The organism is Amycolatopsis nigrescens CSC17Ta-90, assembly GCF_000384315.1.
Lineage (GTDB): Bacteria > Actinomycetota > Actinomycetes > Mycobacteriales > Pseudonocardiaceae > Amycolatopsis > Amycolatopsis nigrescens.
Genome location: NZ_ARVW01000001.1, coordinates 2,624,089 through 2,645,031, shown reverse-complemented (window position 1 = coordinate 2,645,031; position 20,943 = coordinate 2,624,089). Strand labels below are relative to the sequence as shown.

The 20,943-nt window shown below is 70.7% G+C and carries 22 protein-coding genes; 12 read left to right on the top strand and 10 right to left on the bottom strand.

The window, feature by feature from the left end:
- The first annotated feature begins 8 nt into the window (after positions 1-8).
- The gene (locus AMYNI_RS0112265) at positions 9-614 is read left to right on the top strand and encodes a TetR/AcrR family transcriptional regulator (RefSeq protein ID WP_020668313.1); all 606 of its coding nucleotides are present in this window, start codon (positions 9-11) and stop codon (positions 612-614) included.
- 3 nt (positions 615-617) lie between these two features.
- On the opposite strand, the gene AMYNI_RS0112260 is transcribed toward AMYNI_RS0112265, so the two are convergent.
- From AMYNI_RS0112260 to AMYNI_RS0112245, 4 genes are all read right to left on the bottom strand, one after another.
- Positions 618-1,337: a hypothetical protein gene (locus AMYNI_RS0112260; RefSeq protein ID WP_020668312.1), complete on the bottom strand. Its 720-nt coding sequence runs from the start codon at positions 1,335-1,337 to the stop codon at positions 618-620.
- Between the two features lie 77 nt (positions 1,338-1,414).
- Entirely contained in the window at positions 1,415-1,903 is a 489-nt protein-coding gene (locus AMYNI_RS0112255) for a GNAT family N-acetyltransferase (RefSeq protein ID WP_020668311.1), read from the bottom strand.
- Positions 1,904-1,907: 4 nt separating this feature from the next.
- The gene (gene map / locus AMYNI_RS0112250) at positions 1,908-2,696 is read right to left on the bottom strand and encodes a type I methionyl aminopeptidase (RefSeq protein ID WP_020668310.1); all 789 of its coding nucleotides are present in this window, start codon (positions 2,694-2,696) and stop codon (positions 1,908-1,910) included.
- Between the two features lie 76 nt (positions 2,697-2,772).
- A complete protein-coding gene (locus AMYNI_RS0112245; protein WP_020668309.1) occupies positions 2,773-3,924 on the bottom strand; it encodes an FAD-dependent oxidoreductase in 1,152 nt (383 codons plus the stop codon).
- Positions 3,925-4,006: 82 nt separating this feature from the next.
- On the opposite strand from AMYNI_RS0112245, the gene AMYNI_RS0112240 reads away from it, so the two are divergent.
- Positions 4,007-4,609 carry a TetR/AcrR family transcriptional regulator gene (locus tag AMYNI_RS0112240; RefSeq protein WP_020668308.1) on the top strand — a complete coding sequence of 201 codons (603 nt, stop codon included), beginning with the start codon at positions 4,007-4,009 and terminating at the stop codon, positions 4,607-4,609.
- An 11-nt stretch (positions 4,610-4,620) separates the two neighbouring features.
- Here the strand turns inward: AMYNI_RS0112240 and AMYNI_RS0112235 are convergent, their stop codons facing one another.
- Entirely contained in the window at positions 4,621-5,124 is a 504-nt protein-coding gene (locus tag AMYNI_RS0112235) for a MarR family winged helix-turn-helix transcriptional regulator (RefSeq protein ID WP_026360358.1), read from the bottom strand.
- 86 nt (positions 5,125-5,210) lie between these two features.
- Here AMYNI_RS0112235 and AMYNI_RS0112230 point away from each other — a divergent pair, with 86 nt between their 5' ends.
- The 3 genes from AMYNI_RS0112230 to AMYNI_RS0112220 are packed head-to-tail and all read left to right on the top strand — an operon-like array spanning position 5,211 to position 7,666.
- Complete coding sequence (locus AMYNI_RS0112230) at positions 5,211-6,152, top strand: NAD(P)/FAD-dependent oxidoreductase (RefSeq protein ID WP_040406813.1); 942 nt, start codon at positions 5,211-5,213, stop codon at positions 6,150-6,152.
- Positions 6,153-6,193: 41 nt separating this feature from the next.
- Entirely contained in the window at positions 6,194-7,060 is an 867-nt protein-coding gene (locus tag AMYNI_RS0112225; RefSeq protein WP_020668305.1) for an SDR family oxidoreductase, read from the top strand.
- A 21-nt stretch (positions 7,061-7,081) separates the two neighbouring features.
- Positions 7,082-7,666, top strand: coding sequence for a pentapeptide repeat-containing protein (locus tag AMYNI_RS0112220; protein WP_026360356.1), 585 nt, complete (start codon positions 7,082-7,084; stop codon positions 7,664-7,666).
- A 4-nt stretch (positions 7,667-7,670) separates the two neighbouring features.
- On the opposite strand, the gene AMYNI_RS0112215 is transcribed toward AMYNI_RS0112220, so the two are convergent.
- Positions 7,671-10,001, bottom strand: a complete 2,331-nt coding sequence (locus AMYNI_RS0112215) for a TNT domain-containing protein (protein WP_020668303.1) — start codon at positions 9,999-10,001, stop codon at positions 7,671-7,673.
- 168 nt (positions 10,002-10,169) lie between these two features.
- On the opposite strand from AMYNI_RS0112215, the gene AMYNI_RS0112210 reads away from it, so the two are divergent.
- The 4 genes from AMYNI_RS0112210 (at position 10,170) to AMYNI_RS0112195 (ending at position 13,964) form a co-directional block, all read left to right on the top strand.
- A complete protein-coding gene (locus AMYNI_RS0112210; RefSeq protein ID WP_084628361.1) occupies positions 10,170-11,156 on the top strand; it encodes a DMT family transporter in 987 nt (328 codons plus the stop codon).
- Between the two features lie 26 nt (positions 11,157-11,182).
- Positions 11,183-12,034: a bifunctional methylenetetrahydrofolate dehydrogenase/methenyltetrahydrofolate cyclohydrolase gene (locus AMYNI_RS0112205; RefSeq protein ID WP_026360355.1), complete on the top strand. Its 852-nt coding sequence runs from the start codon at positions 11,183-11,185 to the stop codon at positions 12,032-12,034.
- A 5-nt stretch (positions 12,035-12,039) separates the two neighbouring features.
- Entirely contained in the window at positions 12,040-12,336 is a 297-nt protein-coding gene (locus AMYNI_RS0112200) for a DUF3017 domain-containing protein (RefSeq protein WP_026360354.1), read from the top strand.
- A 68-nt stretch (positions 12,337-12,404) separates the two neighbouring features.
- Positions 12,405-13,964, top strand: coding sequence for an alpha/beta hydrolase (locus AMYNI_RS0112195; protein ID WP_211225486.1), 1,560 nt, complete (start codon positions 12,405-12,407; stop codon positions 13,962-13,964).
- Between the two features lie 15 nt (positions 13,965-13,979).
- Here AMYNI_RS0112195 and AMYNI_RS0112190 read toward each other — a convergent pair whose 3' ends face one another.
- A complete protein-coding gene (locus AMYNI_RS0112190) occupies positions 13,980-15,164 on the bottom strand; it encodes an MFS transporter (protein WP_020668298.1) in 1,185 nt (394 codons plus the stop codon).
- A gap of 185 nt (positions 15,165-15,349) precedes the next feature.
- On the bottom strand, positions 15,350-15,667 hold the full coding sequence (locus AMYNI_RS0112185; protein WP_020668297.1) for an ArsR/SmtB family transcription factor: 318 nt from the start codon (positions 15,665-15,667) through the stop codon (positions 15,350-15,352).
- 92 nt (positions 15,668-15,759) lie between these two features.
- On the opposite strand from AMYNI_RS0112185, the gene AMYNI_RS0112180 reads away from it, so the two are divergent.
- Positions 15,760-16,968, top strand: a complete 1,209-nt coding sequence (locus AMYNI_RS0112180; protein ID WP_040405698.1) for an MFS transporter — start codon at positions 15,760-15,762, stop codon at positions 16,966-16,968.
- Positions 16,969-17,673: 705 nt separating this feature from the next.
- Here AMYNI_RS0112180 and AMYNI_RS0112170 read toward each other — a convergent pair.
- Positions 17,674-17,856 (bottom strand): DUF1918 domain-containing protein, encoded by a 183-nt coding sequence (locus AMYNI_RS0112170; protein ID WP_026360353.1) that lies wholly within the window; start codon positions 17,854-17,856, stop codon positions 17,674-17,676.
- A 142-nt stretch (positions 17,857-17,998) separates the two neighbouring features.
- Here AMYNI_RS0112170 and asnB point away from each other — a divergent pair, with 142 nt between their 5' ends.
- Positions 17,999-19,522 carry an asparagine synthase (glutamine-hydrolyzing) gene (gene asnB / locus AMYNI_RS0112165; protein ID WP_342667760.1) on the top strand — a complete coding sequence of 508 codons (1,524 nt, stop codon included), beginning with the start codon at positions 17,999-18,001 and terminating at the stop codon, positions 19,520-19,522.
- 14 nt (positions 19,523-19,536) lie between these two features.
- Positions 19,537-20,181, top strand: a complete 645-nt coding sequence (locus tag AMYNI_RS0112160) for a spermine/spermidine synthase domain-containing protein (protein WP_020668292.1) — start codon at positions 19,537-19,539, stop codon at positions 20,179-20,181.
- Here the strand turns inward: AMYNI_RS0112160 and AMYNI_RS0112155 are convergent.
- On the bottom strand, positions 20,178-20,942 hold the full coding sequence (locus AMYNI_RS0112155) for a response regulator (RefSeq protein ID WP_020668291.1): 765 nt from the start codon (positions 20,940-20,942) through the stop codon (positions 20,178-20,180). The genes AMYNI_RS0112160 and AMYNI_RS0112155 overlap by 4 nt on opposite strands.
- Position 20,943 lies beyond the last annotated feature (1 nt).

Sequence of the window (20,943 nt, the reverse complement as noted above, 5' to 3'; positions counted from 1 at the left end):
AGTGGTACATGCCCAATCGAGGAGATCGCGGCGGGTCGAAGACGCGAGCGCGCATCGCTGACGTCGCGAGTGAGCTGTTCCTGGAGCGCGGCTTCGACGACGTCACGATCGCCGAGGTCGCCGCGGCCGCCGGCGTGTCGAAGGTGACCGTGTTCTCGCACTTCGAGCGGAAGGAGGACCTTCTGCTCGATCGTCTTCCGGACGTTGTCGACATCGTGCACACCGCGATCCGCGAGCGGGCGGACGACATCAGCGCCGTCGAGTCGCTCCGTCAGGCCGCCCTCGCGCTCGCGGAGAAGCGGCACGCGCTCTCAGGTCTGGGCGGGGATCTCGAACCGATCATGCGGACCATCACGGCTTCGCCCGCGTTGATCGCACGGCTCCGCGCGTTCGGGTACGAGATCGAGATGGGGTTGGCCGCCGAGCTCGACGCGGACGCGGGGTTCGACGGTGACAGCACGCTGGCCGCGGCCTTGCTCGTCGCCGCGTATCGGACAGTCGCTGTCGAGACGGTACGACGAAGGCTCGCCGGAGACGGCCTCGACGACCTCGCTGTGTCGCATCGTCAGCGCCTGAACCAGGCGTTCGACGCCATCCGGTTGGCCACAGGTTGATGGTCAGGAGCTGTGCAGCCAGATACGGAGCGGGCCCAGCACCGTGAAGCCGCTGGCGAGGGCGGGCGCGAGGTCGTCTCCGTGCTCGTAACCGACGAGGGGGAGGCCGGGGAAGCGATCAGCGGCCGCGGTGAGCGCGGACAACCAGATGGCGGAGATGTCGCTGCCGTCGACCGCGAACAGGTTGGAGAGGCCGACCAGTCCCGCGCCGCGGTTCAGGACGACGCCCCCGGAGAGGTGCTTGCCGTCGTGAACGGCCAGCACCAGCACGGACGGGTCCTCCAGCAGCGCTGGTCGGAAGACATCCGGGGTTTCCTCATCGCCGTGCCAGGCGGCCTGCCAGTCGCGGAGGTGGGCCGCCGTGGAGACCTGCTGGGCGCGTGGGGCCGACGTTCGCGGGGTGGATAGCTTTGCTGGGCGGTGGATCCATTGGGCGGTGAACAGCTCGACGAAGCCGTCCGAGGTGAGGTCGAGGGTGGCGAAGCTGTCTTTGATCGAGCACGAGGGTGAGGCCGTGTCGATCTCGTGGAGGAAGTCGCCCGGCACCGCGTCGGGATGCAGCGTGACGGCGTCCGGGTAGTACGGCGGCGTGCGGTGGGCACTGTGCCAGGCCATTTCGCCGAAGGTCCCTTGGATGCCGTGGGACCGGCAGACCGAGGCGCACCAGTCGGCGTTGTTTCGAGCCGCGGCGGCGCGGATGAAGGTCGACTCGGTTGAGCTCACTCGGTACAGGTTGACACTGCTCGGGCTCCGCGGCACGTCCGTTTCGCAGCAACACGGTTCACCGGTGACACCAGGTATCAGTCGTCGGCGAGGACGGCGTACAGGTCCGAGTCGCGCCAGCCATCGCGAATGCGCGCGGTGCCACGCATCCTGCCCTCGTATCGCATGCCGATCTTGCGAAACACCGCCGCCGAGGCGAGGTTACGCGGGTCGCACGTGCCATATATGCGGTGGAGCCCATGCTCGCTGAATCCCAGGCGCAGCAGTTCCCGCGCCGCAGCCGTAGCTATGCCTTGTCCCCACAGCCGTGGATGCACCGCGTACGCGATCTCGCCTGTGCTCGGGCCGCGCAGCTTGAGCTCGGCGCTGCCCACAACGTCGCCATCGACGAGCACCGCGAACACCAGCCGGTCCGGGGGTGCCGCCACCGCAGCCCGCACATACGCCTGCGTCTGCTCGTAAGTGTTGGGTCCCCATGCCTGATAGCGGCACGACTCCGGCAAGCAGGCCCAGCCGTGGACAGCAGTGACGTCGTCGAGCGCGAGCGGCCGGAGCCTGAGCGTCATGGCGTCAGGCCGGGGCCGCGTGGTGTGGCAGGCGTTGGGTGAGGACCAGGGGGCCGTCTTCGGTGATCGCGATCGTGTGCTCGGAGTGGGCGGTGCGCGAGCCGTCGGCCGAGCGGATGGTCCAGCCGTCGGGGTCGAAGACGATCCGGTCGGTGGTGCGGGCGAACCAGGGTTCGAGTGCCAGGGTCATGCCCGCCTGGAGCTTGAGGCCGCGGCCGGCGCGGCCCTTGTTGGAGATGTGGGGGTCCTCGTGCATGGTCCGTCCGAGCCCGTGGCCGCCGAACTCCGTGTTGATCGGGTAGCCGTAGTCGGTGGCGACCGCTTCGATCGCCGCTGAGATGTCGCCCAGCCGGTTGCCTGCCCGCGCTGCCTCGATGCCGGCGGTGAGCGCTTCCTCGGTCGCGCGGACGAGTCGCAGGTCGTCGTCGGCCGGCGTGCCCACGATGACGGTGCGGGCGGAGTCCGCGACCCAGCCGTCGATCCCGACCGCGAGATCCATGGTGAGGACATCCCCGTCGCGCAGCGCGTAGTCGTGGGGCAGTCCGTGGAGCACCGCGTCGTTGACCGCCAGGCAGATGACATTGCGGAACGGGCCGTTGCCGAAGGACGGGGCGTAGTCCCAGTAGCAGGATTGCGCCCCGCGCTGGCGGATCCGGTCGCGGACGTGGTGTTCCAGGTCGAGGAGGTTGACGCCCACGTCGGCGAGTTCGCCGAGCTCGGACAGGATCTGGGCGATGAACTGCCCGGTGGTGCGCATCCGCTCGATCTCCGCGGGCGACTTCAACTCGATCACGGTTACCCTCACCTAGTCGGTATAATAATACCAACATAGCGCTTGCGGTATTAAAATACCAGTCGCGTTGACGGTCCTATGGGTGCTGGGGTGCGCCGAAGCTCGCGGTGTCGCCGCTCTCGTGTCGCTCCAGCAGGCCCTCGGCGCCGTTTTCGAGCATCCGGGCAATGTCCGTCGCACGGGGAAGCATCGTCTTTTCGTAGGCGCCGATGGCTTCGGCGACCGTGGCGGAGCCGGCCAGCGCAAGGGCGAGTTCGCAGCCGTCGAGCATGGCCAGGTTGACGCCGACGCCGAGCGGGGGCATGAGGTGGGCGGCGTCGCCGAGCAGGGTCACGGTCGGGGTGGGCTCCCAGAGGTGCGGGACCGGCAGCACGAGCAACGGGCGATCGACGTACGGGCCGTCGTTGTCGGTGATCATCTGGAGCATGCGCGGCGACCAGTCGGAGAAGGCGTCGAGCAGCCGGGCGCGGATCCCGGCGGTGTCGTCGGCGCGGAGACCGCACGCGGCGACCCAGTCCGCAGGCAGGCGCTGAATGATGTAGACCCGGATGTGGTCGCCGCTGTTGCGCTGGGCGAACAGGCAGCGGTCGCCGTCGGCCGCGGTGGCGCCGCCATGGCCGACGAGCGCGGCGAGGTCCGGGTGCGCGTTCTCGACATCCTCGAACCAGGCCTCCAGGAAGGTGACCCCGGCGTACCGCGGCACGGCCGGTGACACCGCCGGGCGGACCAGGGAGAAGGCGCCGTCGGCACCGATGACCAGGTCGGTCTCGACGGTCGTGCCGTCCGCGAAGCGCAGCTGCCGCGGGCCATCGGCCGGGCCGCCGACCTCGACCAGGGCGCGGTTCCATCGCACGGTCCCCGGCTCCAGCGAGTCGAGCAGCAGGTCGCGCAACTGGCCTCGGTCGATTTCCGGCTTGAAGAGCTCGTCTTCGGTCGGGGTGTGGTGATCCAGGATTCGTCCCGTCAGATCCAGGCGGCGCATCTCCTGTCCCTCCGGGCGGGCCAGTTCGAAGAACTCGTCGATCAGGCCGGCTTCGCGCAGGGCGAGCTGCCCGTCGTCGGCGTGCAGGTCGAGGCTGCCGCCCTGGTTGCGCGCGGCCGAGCTCGGGTCGCGGTCGTAGACGGTCACGGGGATGCCGTGGTTCTGCAGGATGCGGGCGCAGGTGAGGCCGCCGGGGCCCGCTCCGATGATGCTGATTCTGGCGTTGGCCGGTGCTGATGAGGTCATGACTGCCAGAAAAGCAGAACGAGTGAAAAAGTGCAACGAGTCAACTATGTGTCTGTGGCAACCTTTGGGATAGGGTGCGGGCATGGACAACGCACCTGTCGTCGGTCGTCGCGAACGCAAGAAGGCGGCTACCCGGCAAGCGCTCGCCGACGCCGCCTTGCGGTTGTTCCTGGAGCGGGGCTACGACCAGGTGAGCATCAGGGACGTCGCCGAGGCGGCCGACGTGTCGACCACGACGCTGTTCAAGCACTTCCCCGGCAAGGAGGCGCTGGTCTTCGATCAGGACGAGGACCGCGAGGCGCGGTTGATCGCCGCGGTGCGGCAACGCCCCGCCGGGCAGAGCGTGGTCGACGCGCTGCGCGAGCACGTGCTCGCGAGCTGGCTCCCGATCGCGAGCGATCCGCGCCTTGCCGAATTCGCCGACCTGATGGAGTCCACCCCGGCGCTGCGGGAGTACGGGGAACGGATGTGGACCCGGCATGCCGCCGCTCTCGGCGTGGCCATCGCCGAGGACGCCGGCGCCGGCCACGACGACGTCGCCTGCCACGCGCTCGCACGGTTCGTCCTGGACATTCCGGCGCTCACCCGAGGCCGGCGGGATCTTCGAACGGCCGTCGAGGAGATCTTCGACCTCCTCGCGCACGGCTGGCGTCCGCCTGAGTCAGGAATCCGGGCGCAGGGGTGAAATCCCGCGCCTCACTTCGAGTTTTCGTTGTAGAGGTGGGATTCCATCGTGTCGCCGAGGAGGGTCAGCGCGTCGAGCACCTTGGCCCGGTTCCGCCCGAGGCCGGCCAGCAACTGCCCGTGTGCTTCGAGTTCGCGCGGGAACAGGTCGTCGATGGTGTCCCTGCCCGCCTTGGTCATGCCGACAAAGGCGGCGCGCCTGTCGGCCGGGTTGACCGAGCGCGTGATGAGGCCGCGTTTCTCCAGTTTCGCCAGCGCCTTGCTGACCCCCGCCCGTGACATGCCGAGCTGGGACGCGAGGCGGCCGGCGGTCACCGGTTCGTCCGTGTGCCGCAGCGGGACGAGCAGTTCCACCTCGGCCGTGGTCAGCGCCGCGCCGTCGTAGAGCGGCTCGACCGCGAGCTCGAGCAGGGCGGTGATGCGCTTGATCTGCGCCACCACCTCCATCGGCGAGGTGTCCAGGCCGGGGTTGCGCTCGCGCCAGAGCTCGCGGACGCGGGACCGGAAGGGGGGCATCATCACCAACTTTGTTAACCGGTTAACTACCTGCTACCTTTTCAGGGTACCCCAGCGTGCCAGCCGAGACGGCCGAGGTGATCGAGATGGAATACGACGTGGTGGTGGTCGGTGGCGGCGCGGCCGGACTGAGCGCCGGGATGATGCTGGGCCGGTCCCGTCGCCGGGTGGCCGTGATCGACGCTGGTGCGCCGCGCAACGCCCCGGCGACGCACCTGCACGGTTTTCTGTCCCGGGACGGCGCTTCGCCTGCCGAACTGCTCGCGGCGGGCCGGGCAGAGGTGATGGGGTACGGCGGCGAGGTGATCACGGGTCGGGTGCGGGGGATCGAGCACGACGGTGAGTGCCGTTTCGTCGTGCGCCTCGACGGCGGGCCCGAGCTGACCACGCGCGGGGTGCTGGTGGCCACCGGGCTGCGCGACGAACTCCCCGACCTGCCCGGCCTACGCGCGCGATGGGGCAACGACGTGCTGCATTGCCCGTACTGCCACGGATTCGAGGTCCGCGACGCGCCGATCGGGGTGCTGGGCGGCGACAACCGGCCATTCACCCTGCATCAGGCGGCGCTGGTGCGGCAGTGGTCCGCCGACGTCGTCTTCTTCCCGAACCGGATCGTCCTCACCGACGAGGAGCGTGAACGGCTGACCGCCCGCGGGATCCGGATCGTGGACGGCGCGGTGACACGACTGGACGTGCGCGAAGATCGGCTGCACGGTGTCGAACTCGCGGACGGCCGGACCGTGCCGCGGGCCGCGGTGTTCGTCGGGCCCCGTTTCGTGCCGCACGATGAGCTGCTCACCGGCCTTGGCTGCCAGGTCGGTGAGAACGGCTGGGTGAGCACCGACGCCACCGGCCGCACCAGCGTGCCCGGTGTGTGGGCGGCCGGCAACGTGGTGGACTCGCCGGCGCAGCTGATCACGGCCGCCGGTGCCGGCTCGGCCGCCGCCGTCGCGCTGAACCACCACCTGCTGGCCGAGGACGTCGAACGGGCCGTCACGAACTACCGCGCGGCGGGTGTGGTGGTCTGACGGGCTACCGTCGGGCCGATCGTCGTAGGAAGGGGCGTCCCATGAATCCGGTCATCGCCGTCACCGGAGCGACCGGCGCACTCGGTGGCCGGGTCGCGCGGCGGCTCGCCGAGGCGGAGGCGGCGCCGCGGCTGCTCGGCCGGGACCAGTCCCGGTTGCCGGAACTGCCCGGCGCCGTCGCGGCGCCGCCCGCCGGCTACGGCGACGCGGAGGCGATGCGCCGTGCGATCGACGGCGCGGGCACGCTTTTCCTGGTCTCCGCGCACGAAAGCCAGGACAGGGTGCGCGAGCACGTCACCGCGATCGACGCCGCGGTCGCGGCGGGTGTCGAACGGATCGTCTACGTGTCGTTCCTGGCCGCCGCACCGGACGCGACCTTCACCTTCGGCCGCGACCACTGGCACACCGAGGAGCACATCCGGTCCACCGGGCTGCGCCACACCTTCCTGCGCGACAGCCTCTACCTGGCCGCGTTGCCCGCCATGACCGGGAAGGACGGGGTACTCCGCGGCCCGGCCGGTGACGGGCGGCTCGCCGCGGTCGCGCACGAGGACATCGCCGACGCGGCCACGGCGGTCCTGCTGGGGCAGGGACACGACAACGTCACCTACGACCTCACCGGGCCACAGGCGCTGACTCTCGCCGAAGCGGCGGAAGAACTGAGCCGCCGCACCGGGCGAACCATTACCTACCAGCCGGAAACCCGTGCGGAGGCCTACGCGTCACGGGCGGGGTACGGCGCCGCCGACTGGGAGCTCGACGGCTGGGTGAGCTCGTACGAGGCCATCGCCAACGGCGAGCTGGACACCGTCACCACCGCCGTGCCGGATCTGACCGGGCATCCGGCGCAGTCCTTCGCCGGTTACCTCGAACGCAACCCTGACAGCTACCGCCACCTCATCGGCTGAAAGGCTCACCGGGTGGGTGAAATCGAAACCGGTGAGGACTACCGAGACGCGGTGCTGTCGCGGGCACGGTGGGACAAAAGGCAATTCGTCCGTTGCGACTTCGGTGAGGCGGACCTGCGGGGGCTGCTCACCCAGGGCTGCACCTTCGACGAGTGCGACTTCAGCAAGGCCGACCTCGGTGCTTCCCGGCACCAGGCCTCCGCCTTCCGGTCCTGCACCTTCGACCGGACCGTGCTCGCGGAGAGCCGGTGGACCGGCTGCTCCTTCCTGGGAACGTCCTTTGTGGACTGTCAATTCCGGTCGGTGCTGATCCGGGAGACGGACCTGTCGCTGGCCGGGCTCGGCGGTGCGCGGCTGCGGCGGCTGGACCTGTCCGGGCTGCGGCTGCGCGAAGCCAACCTGGTGGACGCGGACCTGACCGAGACGGACCTGCGCGGCGCGGACCTGACCGGGGCCAGGCTGGCCGACGCCCGGCTCGAAGGCGCCGACCTGCGCGGCGCCAAACTGGACGCGAACGGCCTGCGCCAGGCGAAACTGGCCGGGGCGCGGATCGACCTGGAGACCGCGATGGCGTTCGCCGCCGCACACGGCCTGGTGGTGCAGTAACCCGCTAGTCGACGGGCGGCTCGCCCGGGTCGAGTTCGATCAGGTCACCTTCGGCGACCAGTTCCTCGATCGACGCCGGCAGCAGGTACGCGGCGCCGCCACCGGGCTGGTTGAACCACGGGATGGCCACCCCGGCCAGCGTCTCCAGCGGCCGTTGCACGCGGTAGACGTGGTACGGCCGGCTGACCCATTCCGGGACCAGCGAGCGTTCCTCGAACGGGGTCCCCGCCGCGTAGGTCAGGTTGCCGTTCGGGCCGCCGAACCGGTCCAGCTCGCTGCCCACCGGCAGTTCGCGCATCTCCTTGCCGCGGAACAGGGTCAGCGGCGGCTCGCCGGGGAACGGCTGGATCGGCCACGGCTGGCCGCCGGGGGCACGCTGGTCGGACGGTGCGGCCGCGGCGGCGGGCCGGGCAGGCTCCTCCCGGCGCGGCGGTGCCGGCGGGGGCTCCCGGCGCGGCGGGGCCGGTGGCGGCAGCGCGCTGGCTCCACCGCCACGCGGTGCACCGGACTCCTCCAGCCGCTCGGCCAGCGAGCCGGGAGCGGGCGGCGGCGGTTCGGCGACCGGTGGCCGCGGCGCGGCGGCCGCGGGCCGGGGCGCCGGCTCCGGCGGTGCGGCCGGTTCGGCGACCGGGGACATGGCCAGCTGGGTGGGTTCCGCCTCGGACCGGTCCGGCACCGGGCGCGCCCCGGTGGCGATGTCGGGTGACACGGTGGCCAGCACCGGACGCTGCTTCTTGACCGGCGCCGGGGCTGGCGGCGGCTCGGGCGGAGCTTCGACCGGAGCCGCTGCCTGCGCCGGCGCGGGTGCTGGTGCTGGTGCTGGCTCCGAGGGGGCCCTGCCGTCCGGCACGAGCAGCAGCTTGCCCAGCATGAAGGCGGCCGCGTCCTCGGCGTCCCCGAAGACCGCGGGGTTGGTCAGCTCACCGTCGTACCAGCCGACCCGCCAGCCGGACTCCACCTCCTCGACGCTCCAGCCGTACTCGGCGGGTTCACCGATCCGGTAGTGGTCGTCCGGGACACCCAGCTCGTCGAGCTTCTGCTGCAGTTCGTCGAGCACGGGCGCCGGTTGTTCCGGGGACGGGGCCGGGGGCGCCGCGGCCGGGGTGGCCGGCACCGTGACCGGGTTGACCAGCCGGGTCTGCGGGCCGGTGTCCTCCGAATCCGGCCCCGCTGCGGGGCGCTTGGCCGGCGTGCCGTTCGTAACCGGCGCGGCGACCATGGTCATCGGGCCGGGATCGATGCTCGGGCCCGGTTCGAAGACGGACACCGGTGTCTCGTCAACGGCCTCTTCGTACGCGGGCGGTTGCTCCTCGGGCTGCTCTTCGGCGGCTTCTTCCGGAGTTTCGTACGCGTGCTGGTCGAAGTGTTCCTCGTAGGCCGGTTCGAACTGGTCGTACGCCGGTTCCGGTTCGGTGTACCTGGTTTCTTCACCGACCGGTGCCGCGACCGGTTCCGGCGCGGGTGGCGGAGGTGGCGGCGGCGGAGGTGGCGCCGGAGCGGCCCGGGGCGGCGGATTGCCGCGGGTCAGGTGCGCGCCCGCCGCCTGCATCGCCTGCTCGGGCACCTCGGGCACGACGAACCGGCTGGCACGGACGTGCTCCACCAGCTCGGCTTCCGGGGAGACCCCGTACTCGCGGAGGTAGAAGTTGACCGCGGCCGGCCAGATCCACACCCCGTCGGTGTGGAAGGCGACCGGCACGGTGTTGGCCGGCGTGGTGGCCAGCCGGTCCACGTCGTAGGTGCGCTCGGACAGCACCACCGGCGCGGTGTCCAGGTACTCGAGCAGCCGGTCCTGCTCCTCGACCTCGAGGTCGGGGCGGTTGATCACCGGGTGCCCGCTGGGGCCGGCGCCGTCGAAGATGCGGGCCACCCGGAACCGGGGGCCCGGCTGCTCCGGGGTGAGGCCGGACATCCGGCGCATCAGCCACTCCGGCACGTTCTCCTCGGCGCGGGGGAACATGCGCAGCTCGTCGGCATAGGCCTGCGGCGGCGGCATCAGGTCCCACTGCGGCTCTTCGCGGTCGTACTCCAGGTTGTAGCTGGACGGGTGGTCGAGCTGGTAGCGCGCGTTGAACCAGGTGCCGCGGCCGTCCCGGTACATGCCGCCGCGCAGCCTGCCGAACAGCGTCGCGATGTCGTGTGTGGCCACCCACTCGTGGGAAGTGCCGTCGCCGGTGATGATCTCCCCGGTCATCTCGTGGTATCGGCCGACCGCTCGGTACTCCGCGGTCACCCGGCGCCAATCGCGTGGGGCAGCGCGGAGCAGGGCAAGGCCGATCTGCTTGACCAGGGTGTCCTGCTCGGTCGCGTTCAGCTGGGTCGTCGGTTGTGCCACCTGAACATTTTGACTTGTCAGGCTCGCTTATGCACGGGCATCCCTGGATCAGTGGTTCCCACCTGGCGTTGCAGGCTGCTCACCTCGCCCAACCGGGGGTGTGAATTTACCCCCATTGCCCCAGCCGGTGGCCGTGCCACGCCGTTGGCGGGTGGACAATGGAGTCCGATGAACACGGTGAGTATTTCGCCGAATACCCGGACTGAACGGACGCCCCGGACAGAACGGGCATTAGGCGTTCTTTTCGCACTTGTTTCCGGTATCGCCATGGCCGCGCAGGGCAGGGTGAACGGCCAGCTCGGCGCCGAACTGCACGACTCCATGCTGGCCGCGGTGATCTCCTTCGGCGGCGGGCTGCTCCTGCTGCTGCTCGCGTTGCCGTTCTCCACGACGATGCGGCGAGGGATCGGCAACGTCCGCGCGGCGGTGCGGTCGCGAACGCTCCAACCGTGGCACTGCCTCGGCGGAGTCGGTGGAGCGACCTTCGTGGCCAGTCAGTCGATCACCGTCACGGCGCTCGGTATCGCGCTGTTCACCGTCGGTGTGGTGGGCGGCCAGACGATCAGCGGCCTGTTCGTGGACCGCGCCGGGCTCGGTCCCGCCGGTGGCCAGCCGCTGACCTGGCCGAGGGTGCTCGGCGCCCTGCTCACCCTGGCCGCGGTGGCGTTCTCCCTCTCCGGCGGCCTCGGGGACAACGGTGCCGCGCTCTGGATGCTGGTCCTGCCGCTGGTGGCGGGGGCGCTGCTGGCCGTGCAGCAGGCGATCAACGGCAGGGTCAAATCCGTCGCGGACAGCGCGCTCACCGCGACGCTGGTGAACTTCGCGGTCGGTACCGCGGTGCTGGTGCTGGGCTGGCTGGTGTCGCTGGTGCTGCGCGGCGGGCCGGTGGGCTTCCCGTCGAACCCGGTGCTCTACCTCGGCGGGGTGGTCGGCATCGTGTTCATCGCGCTGGCCTCGTTCGTGGTGAAGTGGACCGGCGTGCTGCTGCTCGGGCTGTCCGCGATCGCCGGGCAGCTGATCGGCTCGGTGCTGCTGGACCTGCTGCTTCCCGCGGCCGGCAGGCACCTGAGCGGGCAGACCCTGGTCGGTACCGCGATCGCTCTGGTCGCGATCGTGATCGCGGCATGGCCGACCGGCGGCCAGCGCGACGCCTGATCACCCCCTTTGCCAGAATGGGGGCCGTGACGGCGACGGTTCTGGACGGCAAGGCAACCAAGGACGCCATCTTCGCGGAGCTCAAGCCGCGGGTGGCCGCACTCGCCGAACGGGGAATCGTCCCCGGGCTGGCCACCGTGCTGGTCGGTGACGACCCCGGTTCGCACTCCTACGTGAAGATGAAGCACGCGGACAGCGCCAAGGTCGGGGTGAACTCGCTGCGCCGGGACCTGCCCGCGGACATCACCCAGGAGAAGCTGGCGGCGGTGGTGGACGAGCTCAACGCCGACCCCGCCTGCCACGGCTACATCGTGCAGCTGCCGCTGCCCGCGCACCTGGACGCCGGCGCGATCCTGGAGCGGATCGACCCGGCCAAGGACGCCGACGGCCTGGCTCCGGTCAGCCTCGGCAGGCTGGTGCTCAACGAGGCCGCGCCGCTGCCGTGCACCCCGCTCGGCATCGTGGAGCTGCTTCGCCGTTACGACGTCCCGCTGGCCGGCGCGCAGGTCACTGTGGTCGGCCGCGGTATCACGGTGGGCCGGACGCTCGGCCTGCTGCTGACCCGCCGCAGCGAGAACGCCACCGTCACCCTGTGCCACACCGGTACCCGTGACCTGGCCGCGGAGGTGCGGCGCGCGGACATCGTGGTCGCCGCGGCCGGTTCGCCCGGCCTGATCACCCCGGACATGGTCAAGCCCGGTGCCGCGGTGCTCGACGTCGGCGTCTCCAGGGTGGACGGGAAGCTCGCCGGTGACGTGGCGCCCGGTGTCGGGGAGGTCGCCGGCTTCCTGGCCCCGAACCCCGGTGGGGTCGGCCCGATGACCAGGGCGATGCTGGTCCGCAACGTGGTGGAAGCCGCCGAGCGGGCAGCGGGTTGACCGCCGTGACCACCCCGCGCCGCGGCCGCGGTGGCCCGCTGGTCGCCCACCTCCCGTTCGCGATCGTGCTGCTGCTGGTGGCGGTCGCCGGGGTGCGGATCTGGCAGTACCACTGGCGGCAGGGCGCGGTGATCATCGGTGCCGCGCTGCTGATCGCGGCGGTGCAGCGGGCGGTGCTCTCGGACGAGCAGGCCGGGTTGCTGGCGATCCGCGGGCGGCCGGTGGACGTGCTCAGCTACGCCGGTCTCGGGGTGCTGGTGCTGTTCATCGCCTTCACCATCACCGGTGGCCCGTTCGGCTGATCTCGTTCCTGCTGATCTCGTTCCTTCGGAGGACGACGACGGCTCGGGATGCGGCCAGGATCTGAGCCGTGCCTCTCCTCAGGAAGACGTTGATCTGCGCGCTGGCCGCGCTCTTGCTGCTCATCGGAACGCCGGTGGCCGCCGCGGAGAACGCGCTGGTAGTGCGGGCGGACGCGGCCGGTACTCCGGTGCTGGACTGGAGTCCCTGCACGGAAGCCGGGCTCGAGCGATACCAGTGCGCGGTCGCCGAGGTGCCGCTCGATTACACCCGGCCGCAGAGGGAGAAGCTGCCGCTGGCGGTGATCCGGCAGCCCGCCGTCGATCCGGCGCACCGGATCGGCACCCTGTTCACCGCGGTCGGCGGTCCCGGTGGTTCGGGGTTCGACGCGGCGAAGGGCGGTCCGCTGGCGGACGGCGAGCTAGCCCGGCGGTTCGACGTGGTCACCTTCGACCAGCGCGGGATCGGTCGGAGCCGTCAGGTCAGCTGCTTCGCCTCGCCGGAGGACCAGGAGCGTTTCTGGGCGGCGACCGTGCTGCCGCCGGCGAACGCCGGTGAAGAGCGCAAGGCCGAGCAGGCCAGCCGGGCGCACGCGCGGGGCTGCGCCGAGCACGACGGCAGGCTGCTCGCGCATCTCACCACCGCGGACGCGGCGATGGACCTGGACCTGCTGCGCCGGGCGGTCGGCGACCGGAAAATGACCTTCAGCGGTGGTTCGTACGCGAGCTACCTGGGCGAGGTCTACGGCGCGTTGTTCGGCGACCGCGTCCGTGCCCTGCAACTCAACGCCATGATCGATCCGGACGAGTACACGAACCGCACGCTGGAGACGTTGTGGCGGCGGTCGGCGGGCACGGTGGAGGTGCTGAACGAGTTCGGCAGGCTGTGCACCGAAGCCGGTGCGGCCCGCTGCCCGCTGGCCGGGAACACGCTGGCGCGCAACGCGGCCGTGCTGGACACGCTGAAGCGCGGGCCGATCACCGTCGGCCGTGGCGGAGACGCACTGGAGCTGCACTACCGCGACGTCGTCCCGCTGCACGCCCAGCTGCTCTACGACACCGGGCAGGGCTGGCCGGCGCTGGCCGAGCTGATCGCCGGCCTGGAGCTCGGGCCGGACGGTGACCCCGCGCCGCTGCGGGAAATCTTCGCCGCGACCGCTTTCCGGCTCGACTTCCTGGACTCCTACACCGCGATCTCCTGTGCGGACAACAGCTTCCCGCGCACCCCTGGGCTGTGGCCGTCGTTGGTCCGCGCGTTCGACGCGCACGCGCCGGTGTACGGCCGGCACTGGCTGTACCAGCTGCAGGCCTGCGCGTCCTGGCCCTCGCCGCCGGGTGGTTTCCCGCAGCGCTACCGCGGGCCGTGGACCCTGCGTTCGGAGACCCCCGCGCTGCTGATCAACAACCGGTTCGACCCGGTGACGTCGGTGGAGTTCGCCTACGACGCCCGCCGTCAGCTGGGGAACGTGCGGCTGGTCGTGGTGGACGGCCATGGACACAACCCGCTCGGCAGCGCGTGCACCGACCAGCTGCGGGAGCGGTACCTGATCGACCTGCGACTACCCGCCCCGGACGTCCGCTGCTTCCCCGATCACCAGCCCTTCGCCACCGGAGCGCGTTTAGCGGGCTAAACGCGCTCCGGGCGGTCAGTGGGCGTCGGCGAGGACGGGGGCGGGGACGGCCTTGGCCTGGCGCTTGTCCAGGCCGCCGGAGACCGCGGCCAGGCTGAGGCCGAAGACGGCCAGCAGCGCGCCGACCCAGTTCGGTGCGACCAGGCCGAGGCCACCGGCGATGACAAGGCCGCCGAGGTAGGCGCCGATGGAGTTGGCGATGTTGAACGCCGACTGCACGGCCGCGGAGACCAGCGACGGAGTGCCGCCGGCCTTCTCCATGATCCGCGCCTGCATCATCGGGCCGATCATGAAACCGGCGACGCCCACCGCGAAGATGGTGATCGCCGCGCCGACCTTGCCCTGCGCGGTGACGGTGAAGACGCCGAGCACCGCGGCCAGCGAAAGCAGCGCCACGTACAGGCTGGGCATCAGCGCCTTGTCCGCGAGCCTGCCGCCGAGGAAGTTGCCGATCGTCATGCCCACCCCGGCCAGCGACAGCAGCAGGGTCACGTCGGTCGGCGCAAAGCCGGCCACATCGGTCATCATCGGCGTCACGTAGGACAGGCAGGCGAACACGCCGCCGAGGCCGAAGGTGACGATGGCCAGCGCCAGCCAGACCTGCGGGCGGCGGAACGCGCCGAGCTCGCCGCGCAGCGACGGGTCGGCCGGCTTGCCCTGGTGCGGCACCAGCTTGGCGATCGCGGCCATCGCGACCAGGCCGATCACCGCGACCACCAGGAAGGTCGCACGCCAGCCGACCTGCTGGCCGAGCAGCGTGCCCAGCGGCACGCCCACCACGTTGGCCGTGGTCAGGCCCATGAACATCATGGACACCGCCTTGGCGCGGTTGCCCTTCTGCACCAGGCTGGAGGCGACCACCGCGCCGGCCCCGAAGAACGCGCCGTGCGGCAGCCCGGCGAGGAAGCGGAAGGCGACGCCGAACTCCTGGTTCGGTGACAGCGCGAAGAGCAGGTTGCCCACGGTGAACAGGGCCATCATGGCCAGCAGCATGGTCTTGCGGGGCAGCCGGACGGCGGCCGCGGTGAGCAGCGGCGCCCCGACCACCACGCCGAGCGCGTAGCCGGAGATCAGGTAGCCGGCCGTCGGAATGGACACCCCGAAGTCGGCGGCGGCCTGCGGCAGCACCCCCATCATGACGAACTCGGTGGTGCCGATGCCAAAGGCGCCGACGGCCAGCGCAAGCAGCGCGATGGGCACGGTTCTCCTCTCGGAACTGATGACAACGTTGACATGGTGAACTGGATCGATAAAGACAAATTCCGTAAATGAGGACAGCCAGCGTGGCCCCCGACATCGCTGGGCTGTCCTTCAACCAGTGCAACCGATCAAGCCGGCGTTGTCATCCCGTTATCGAGTGAGGATGCCCACTCCATGATCCCAGCTCAGCGCGGTGCGGCCAGAATCCCATCCAGGAGGCCGGGGAACAGAGTGTCGAGATCCTTGCGGCGCAACGAGTTGTACCGGGTGGTGCCGTGCTGCCTGCCGAGCAGCACGCCGGCCTCGCGCAGCGTACGCAGGTGGTGGGTCAGCGTGGACTTGCTCACTGTCACATGGAACCCGCCGCAGGGGACCTCGAACTCGCTGCCGGCCAGCTGGCGCACGATGTCCAGCCGTACCGGATCGGCCAGCGCGTGCAGGACCGGCCCGATGGCGATCTCGTCGAGCGCCGGGCACGGCAGCCCGGCGGTTTCCGCATTCATGGGCCCATAGTACGACGGGCTTCGAACTTGTCGGTGGGCCGTAGTACGGTGATCATCGAAGTTTGACGCACGTCGTACTACTGGGGAGCGGAATGCCTGCCTCAACATCACCACCGGTCGCCGGCACGCGACCGGCCAGGACCGGAGTGCTCGCGCTGGGCACCTTCGCGGTCGGCACCAGCGGCTACGTGGTCGCCGGCCTGCTGCCCGCGCTCGTCGGCGAGCTGCGGGTGTCCGCGTCCGCGGCGGCGCAGCTGGTCACCGCGTTCGCCATCGCCTACGCGGTCGGCTCGCCGCTGTTCGCCGCGCTGACCGGGCGCTGGGAACGGCGGAAGCTGCTGGTCGCCGCCTTGCTGGTGACCGCGCTCGGCAACGCGCTGGCCGCGCTCGCGCCGGGCTACGCGCTGCTTTTCGGCGCCAGGATGGTCACCGCCATCGGGGCGGCCGTGTTCACCCCGGCGGCCAGCGCGGTGGCCGCCGAACTCACCTCGCCGGAACGCCGGGGCCGGGCGGTCGCGCTGGTCTTCGGCGGACTCACCATCGCCACCATCCTCGGCGTGCCACTGGGCGGCCTGCTCTCCGCCCAGCTCGGCTACCGCTGGGTGTTCGGCCTGGTCGCGGTGTTCGCGGTGGCCGGTGCGGTGGCCGTCCGGCTGGCCTTGCCCATGGTCGCGGCGCCGCCGCCGGTGCGCTTCGCCGAGCGGTTCACCGTGGCCAGGGATCCGCGGGTGCTGGCCATGCTCGGTGCCACCGTGCTCGGCTGCCTGGCCGCGTTCAGCGTGTACACCTTCATCTCACCGGTGCTCGCGGCCACCGCCGGGATCACCGGAACGGCGGTGAGCGTGCTGCTGTTCAGCTACGGCGCCGGCGGCTGGCTCGGCAACGTGCTCGGCGGCCGGGCCACCGACCGCTGGGGCGCGCGGCGGCCGCTGCTGCTCACCTTCCTCGGCATCACCGTGGTGCTCGCGCTGCTGCCGGTGGTGGCGACGACGGTGGCCGGTGCCGCGGTGGTGCTGTTCCTGTGGGGGTTCTGCACCTGGTCGGTGAACCCGCCGATCCAGCATCGGCTGATCGAGCTGGCACCGGGCACCGCCGGCCTGTTGCTCTCGCTCAACGCGTCCGCGATCTACCTCGGGGTCGGCCTGTCCGGGGTGGTCGGCGGGCTGGTGCTGGACACCGGCGGGCCCACCGTGCTGCCCGAGATGGCCGCCGTGCTGACCGCGGTCGGTGCGGTGATCGTGCTGCTCGGCTGGCGTGCACGGGCCGGCGAGAGCGCCAAGGAGGTGGCCGTGGTGGGGTAGCCTTCGGGGAGCAACATTCCCGTTGATGGCCCGCGTATGCCGCGAAATGCGCCGATCATGCCGATACGTTCCGGAGGCCGTCCGCCTCGAGTCCGGTGAGCCCGTCGATCCGCGTCCGCACTCGCGCCGAACTGCGGGCGACCCGGCGGAAACGAGCGCACTCCTGCTGGGGCCACCTGGTAGCGGCGCCGCTGTGGCCGTTGCACGGTGCGAACCTGGGCACGCTGCTCAGGACCTGCGACGCGGTCGGTGCCTGCCTCGCGGTGCCCAGGTTCTCCTGGGTGCCCGAGGCGCTGCGCCGCGGCAACACGCTGCGGAGGCCGGCCTGCGTGCACTGGGTGAACGATCCGCTCGGTTGGCTCGCCCGCGAACGGGCCGCGGGCAGCGCAGTGGTCGGCGTCGAACTGGCCGACGAGGCGGTGCGGCTGGCTGATTTGCTTGCCGCGCGACTTGCACCGCTGGTCAGGCGACCACCTGCTGAGCGCGGTTTAGCCTCGCCGGCGTGTGAGGCGTTGAATACCGCACGGGGACGCACGTTGATGGTGCTGGGGCACGAGCAGAGCGGGATTCCACCGGAAGCGCTGGACTCGCTGGACTCGCGGTGGAGATCCCGATGGTCGGCACCGGGGCCAGCCTCAACGTGGCGGTGGCGGGCAGCCTGGTGCTCTACCGGCTCGCCGGGCTGGTCTGAGCACTATTCGGGCGCTATTTGGGGCTGAGCTCGCAGTCCGGTCCCGGTACGACCACGGCCTCGTGCCCGTCGCTGAACCGCACCAGGTAGGGCGGTGCGCCGTGATCGCCGCGTACTTCGACGATCTCGCCACGCTGCTCCGCCGACCCCACCGTGCGGCCGTGCACCTGGATTTCGTCACCTACAGAAGCGCGCATTCGCCATCACCTCGCTACTCAAGGTTAGAAGCAGATGTCGGCGCCGTCGAGAGGCCGGCCGGGCGTCCGCCAGATGTGACGGTCGTCCGATAACCGGTGCGTCGTGCGGCACAGCAACTAAACTCGACCGGCAACCGAGGAGGTGCCACGCACCGTGTGTGGAATCGTCGCCGTTGTCGGCGAAGTCGATGTCCAGCTGTGTCGTGAAATGTTGAGTCGGATCAAGCATCGCGGTCCCGACGACACAGGAGAGATCCACCGAGGAAATGTCTGGCTAGGCCACCAGCGACTGTCCATTATGGATGTCGAAGGTGGTGCCCAGCCGATGAGCGACCAGGACGGCACGACCTACCTGGTGGCCAACGGGGAGATCTACAACCACCGCCACATCAGGGAGGACCTCGGTCACGAGCTGTTCGAGACCGGTTCGGACAGCGAGGCCGCCCTGCACGCGCTGATCGTGGACGGCCCGGTCGGGCTGGCCAGGCTGCGCGGCATGTTCGCGCTGGCCTTCATGACCGCGGACGGCGAGTTCCTGGTCGCCAGGGATTCGCTCGGGGTTAAGCCGCTGTACTGGGCGCGTCGCGAAGACGGGACGACGCTGTTCGCCAGCGAACTGCGCGCCTTCGACCCGGCCGACCGGCCGCTGGTGGAGAGCTTCCCGCCGGGCTGCTGCTGGAGCCAGGCCGGCGGGCTGGTCCGGTTCGCGGACGCGATCCCGGCCAGGGTGCGCCCGGCGCGCCGGGCCGAGCAGGCCGGGGTTTGGGACGAGACGCTGCTCAAGGACGTGCGCGAGACGATCGTGACCGCGGTCGAGAACCGGATGATGAGCGACGTCGGCATCGGCGTCTTCCTTTCCGGCGGGCTCGACTCGGCCATCGTGGCCGCGATCGCCGCGGAGTACGCGAAGCGGCACAAGCAGCCGTTGCCGACCTTCGCGGTCGGGGCGCCGGGCAGCTCGGACCTGGCCGCGGCCAGGGTGGTCGCCGAGTTCCTCGGCTCCGAGCACCACGAGATCGTGATGACGAAGGATGACGCCCTGAAGGCGCTGCCACTGGCGGTGCGCGCGATCGAGCACTACGACCCGTCGCTGGTGCGCAGCGCGGTGCCGAACCTGCTGCTCGCGGAGTACGCGTCCAAACGGGTGCACGCGGTGCTCACCGGTGAGGGTGCCGACGAGCTGTTCGCCGGCTACTCGTACTACCACGAGGAGCCGTTCACCGATCCGGACGCGTTGCAGGCGGAGCTGGTCCGCACGGTCGGCGAGCTGCACCACCTCAACCTGCAGCGGTGCGACCGCACGACGATGGCGTACGGCATGGAGGCCAGGGTCCCGTTCCTGGACCGCGACGTGATCGAGCTGGCGCTGTCGATCCCGCCGGAGCACAAGATGATCCGGCCCGGGGTGGCGGAGAAGAAGCTGCTGCGCGACGCCTTCGAGGGTTGGGTGCCGGAGAGCATCCTTCGCCGCGGCAAGGAGCAGTTCGGCGACGGCTCCGGGGCCAAGGAGGTGCTGGAGAGCGCGGTGCGGTCCTCGCCCGAGGTGGCCGCGGCGGGCGGCGTCGAGCTGCGGAACAGGGAAGAGGCCGGTTTTTACGCGCTCTGGCACGAGGAGCTGTCGGGGATCAGGGTGGACCGGACGCTGGGCCTGTTCGCCACCACCTGATCTACGGTGGTGCCATGGCGGAGGTGCTGGAGCGGGTCGACGGATGGTGCGGTGAGCTGGTGCTGCGCCGCGCGGGAGCGGACCTCGAGGTGATCGCCAACGGGATGTTCCTGATGGACACCCGGAACGGCGAGTCGGAACGGCTGCTGGTGGCCGCCGCGGTCGAGCGGGCGCCGCGGCCGGCGCGGATCCTGATCGGCGGCCTCGGCGTCGGCTTCTCGCTGCGGGCGGCGCTCGAGGAGGCCGGGGTCGGCGAGATCGTGGTCGTCGAGCGCGAACCGGCGGTGATCGAGTGGAACCGCAGCGGCCCGCTGCGCGACGTGCACGGTGACGCGCTGAACGACCGGCGCGTCACCGTGGTTGAGGCCGATCTGGTGTCCTGGCTGCGGCACACCGAACAGCGCTTCGACGTACTGTGCCTCGACATCGACAACGGTCCACAGTGGACGCTGACCAAAGGCAACGCGGAGCTCTACTCCGGACTGGGGCTGGACATGCTCGCCGGGCGGCTGCGGCCGGGCGGGGTGCTCGCGGTGTGGAGCGCGCAGGCCAGCGCGGAGTTCACCGAGGCGCTGCGGGCCAGGTTCACCGACGTCCGGGTGCTCGACGTGCCGGTGCCCCGGGGTGAGCCGGACGTGGTCTGGCTGGCTTCGCCTTAGCCGCGCCGGCCGGTCACGTCCACCACCATGTTCATCAGCTTGGCGGCGTTGCGGGTATGTCCCTGGCCGCCGAGTGCGATGGTCTTCTGGCTCGCCCGAGGGGCGCCGCCGTAGATGATGAACGGCGTCCGGTCCCCGTCCTGGCGCAGTCGGGCGAGCAGATCGTGGCCGGCCTCGCTGCCTTCCGGCCGGTGCATGTCCGAGATGATCGCGGCGAACTTGCGCCGGCCGATGGCTTCCAGCGCTTCGTCGGTGCTCATGGCCACCGTGATGCCGATGCCGATGTCGGCGAAGGCGCGGCGCTCGTAGAAGTTGTTCTCGGGATGATCGTCCACCCAGAGCACCTCGGTGCTGGACTTCGACCGGGTGGGCAGCCGCCGCACCAGGTCAACGATCTCGTCCACGTCGGGCGCGGGCTTCTCGGTGCCGTCGTGCGCGATGGCCCCCAGCGAGACCGCCACCTGCAGCTGGGACTTCAGCCAGTTGTCCTCGTTCTGGAAGTCCGCCGGCGCGTAGAGCTTTCCGCTGTGCCGGCTGACCAGCCAGGTGAACGAGCCGAGCACCAGTACCGGGAACAGCACCAGGAACCAGATCAGCGGCGCGCGCTCGGGGCGCTCCAGCGAGCTGGCGAACACCGTGACCAGTGAGGCGAAGCCGTAGACCAGCACGATGAACAACGCGATGATGCCGAGCGGGTTCTTGGCGAGGCCGATCGCCGTGCTGCCGAAACCGTCCGCCTGGTCCTGGTTCTCGCCGTTCACA

Excerpts from the sequence above, each read along its gene's own strand:
- AMYNI_RS0112265 (WP_020668313.1), top strand. The coding sequence starts at position 9 with ATGCCCAATCGAGGAGATCGCGGCGGGTCGAAGACGCGAGCGCGCATC.
- AMYNI_RS0112255 (WP_020668311.1), bottom strand. The coding sequence starts at position 1,903 with ATGACGCTCAGGCTCCGGCCGCTCGCGCTCGACGACGTCACTGCTGTC.
- AMYNI_RS0112245 (WP_020668309.1), bottom strand. The coding sequence starts at position 3,924 with ATGACCTCATCAGCACCGGCCAACGCCAGAATCAGCATCATCGGAGCG.
- AMYNI_RS0112240 (WP_020668308.1), top strand. The coding sequence starts at position 4,007 with ATGGACAACGCACCTGTCGTCGGTCGTCGCGAACGCAAGAAGGCGGCT.
- AMYNI_RS0112235 (WP_026360358.1), bottom strand. The coding sequence starts at position 5,124 with ATGCCCCCCTTCCGGTCCCGCGTCCGCGAGCTCTGGCGCGAGCGCAAC.
- AMYNI_RS0112230 (WP_040406813.1), top strand. The coding sequence starts at position 5,211 with ATGGAATACGACGTGGTGGTGGTCGGTGGCGGCGCGGCCGGACTGAGC.
- AMYNI_RS0112225 (WP_020668305.1), top strand. The coding sequence starts at position 6,194 with ATGAATCCGGTCATCGCCGTCACCGGAGCGACCGGCGCACTCGGTGGC.
- AMYNI_RS0112210 (WP_084628361.1), top strand. The coding sequence starts at position 10,170 with ATGAACACGGTGAGTATTTCGCCGAATACCCGGACTGAACGGACGCCC.
- AMYNI_RS0112185 (WP_020668297.1), bottom strand. The coding sequence starts at position 15,667 with ATGAATGCGGAAACCGCCGGGCTGCCGTGCCCGGCGCTCGACGAGATC.
- AMYNI_RS0112180 (WP_040405698.1), top strand. The coding sequence starts at position 15,760 with ATGCCTGCCTCAACATCACCACCGGTCGCCGGCACGCGACCGGCCAGG.
- AMYNI_RS0112170 (WP_026360353.1), bottom strand. The coding sequence starts at position 17,856 with ATGCGCGCTTCTGTAGGTGACGAAATCCAGGTGCACGGCCGCACGGTG.
- AMYNI_RS0112160 (WP_020668292.1), top strand. The coding sequence starts at position 19,537 with ATGGCGGAGGTGCTGGAGCGGGTCGACGGATGGTGCGGTGAGCTGGTG.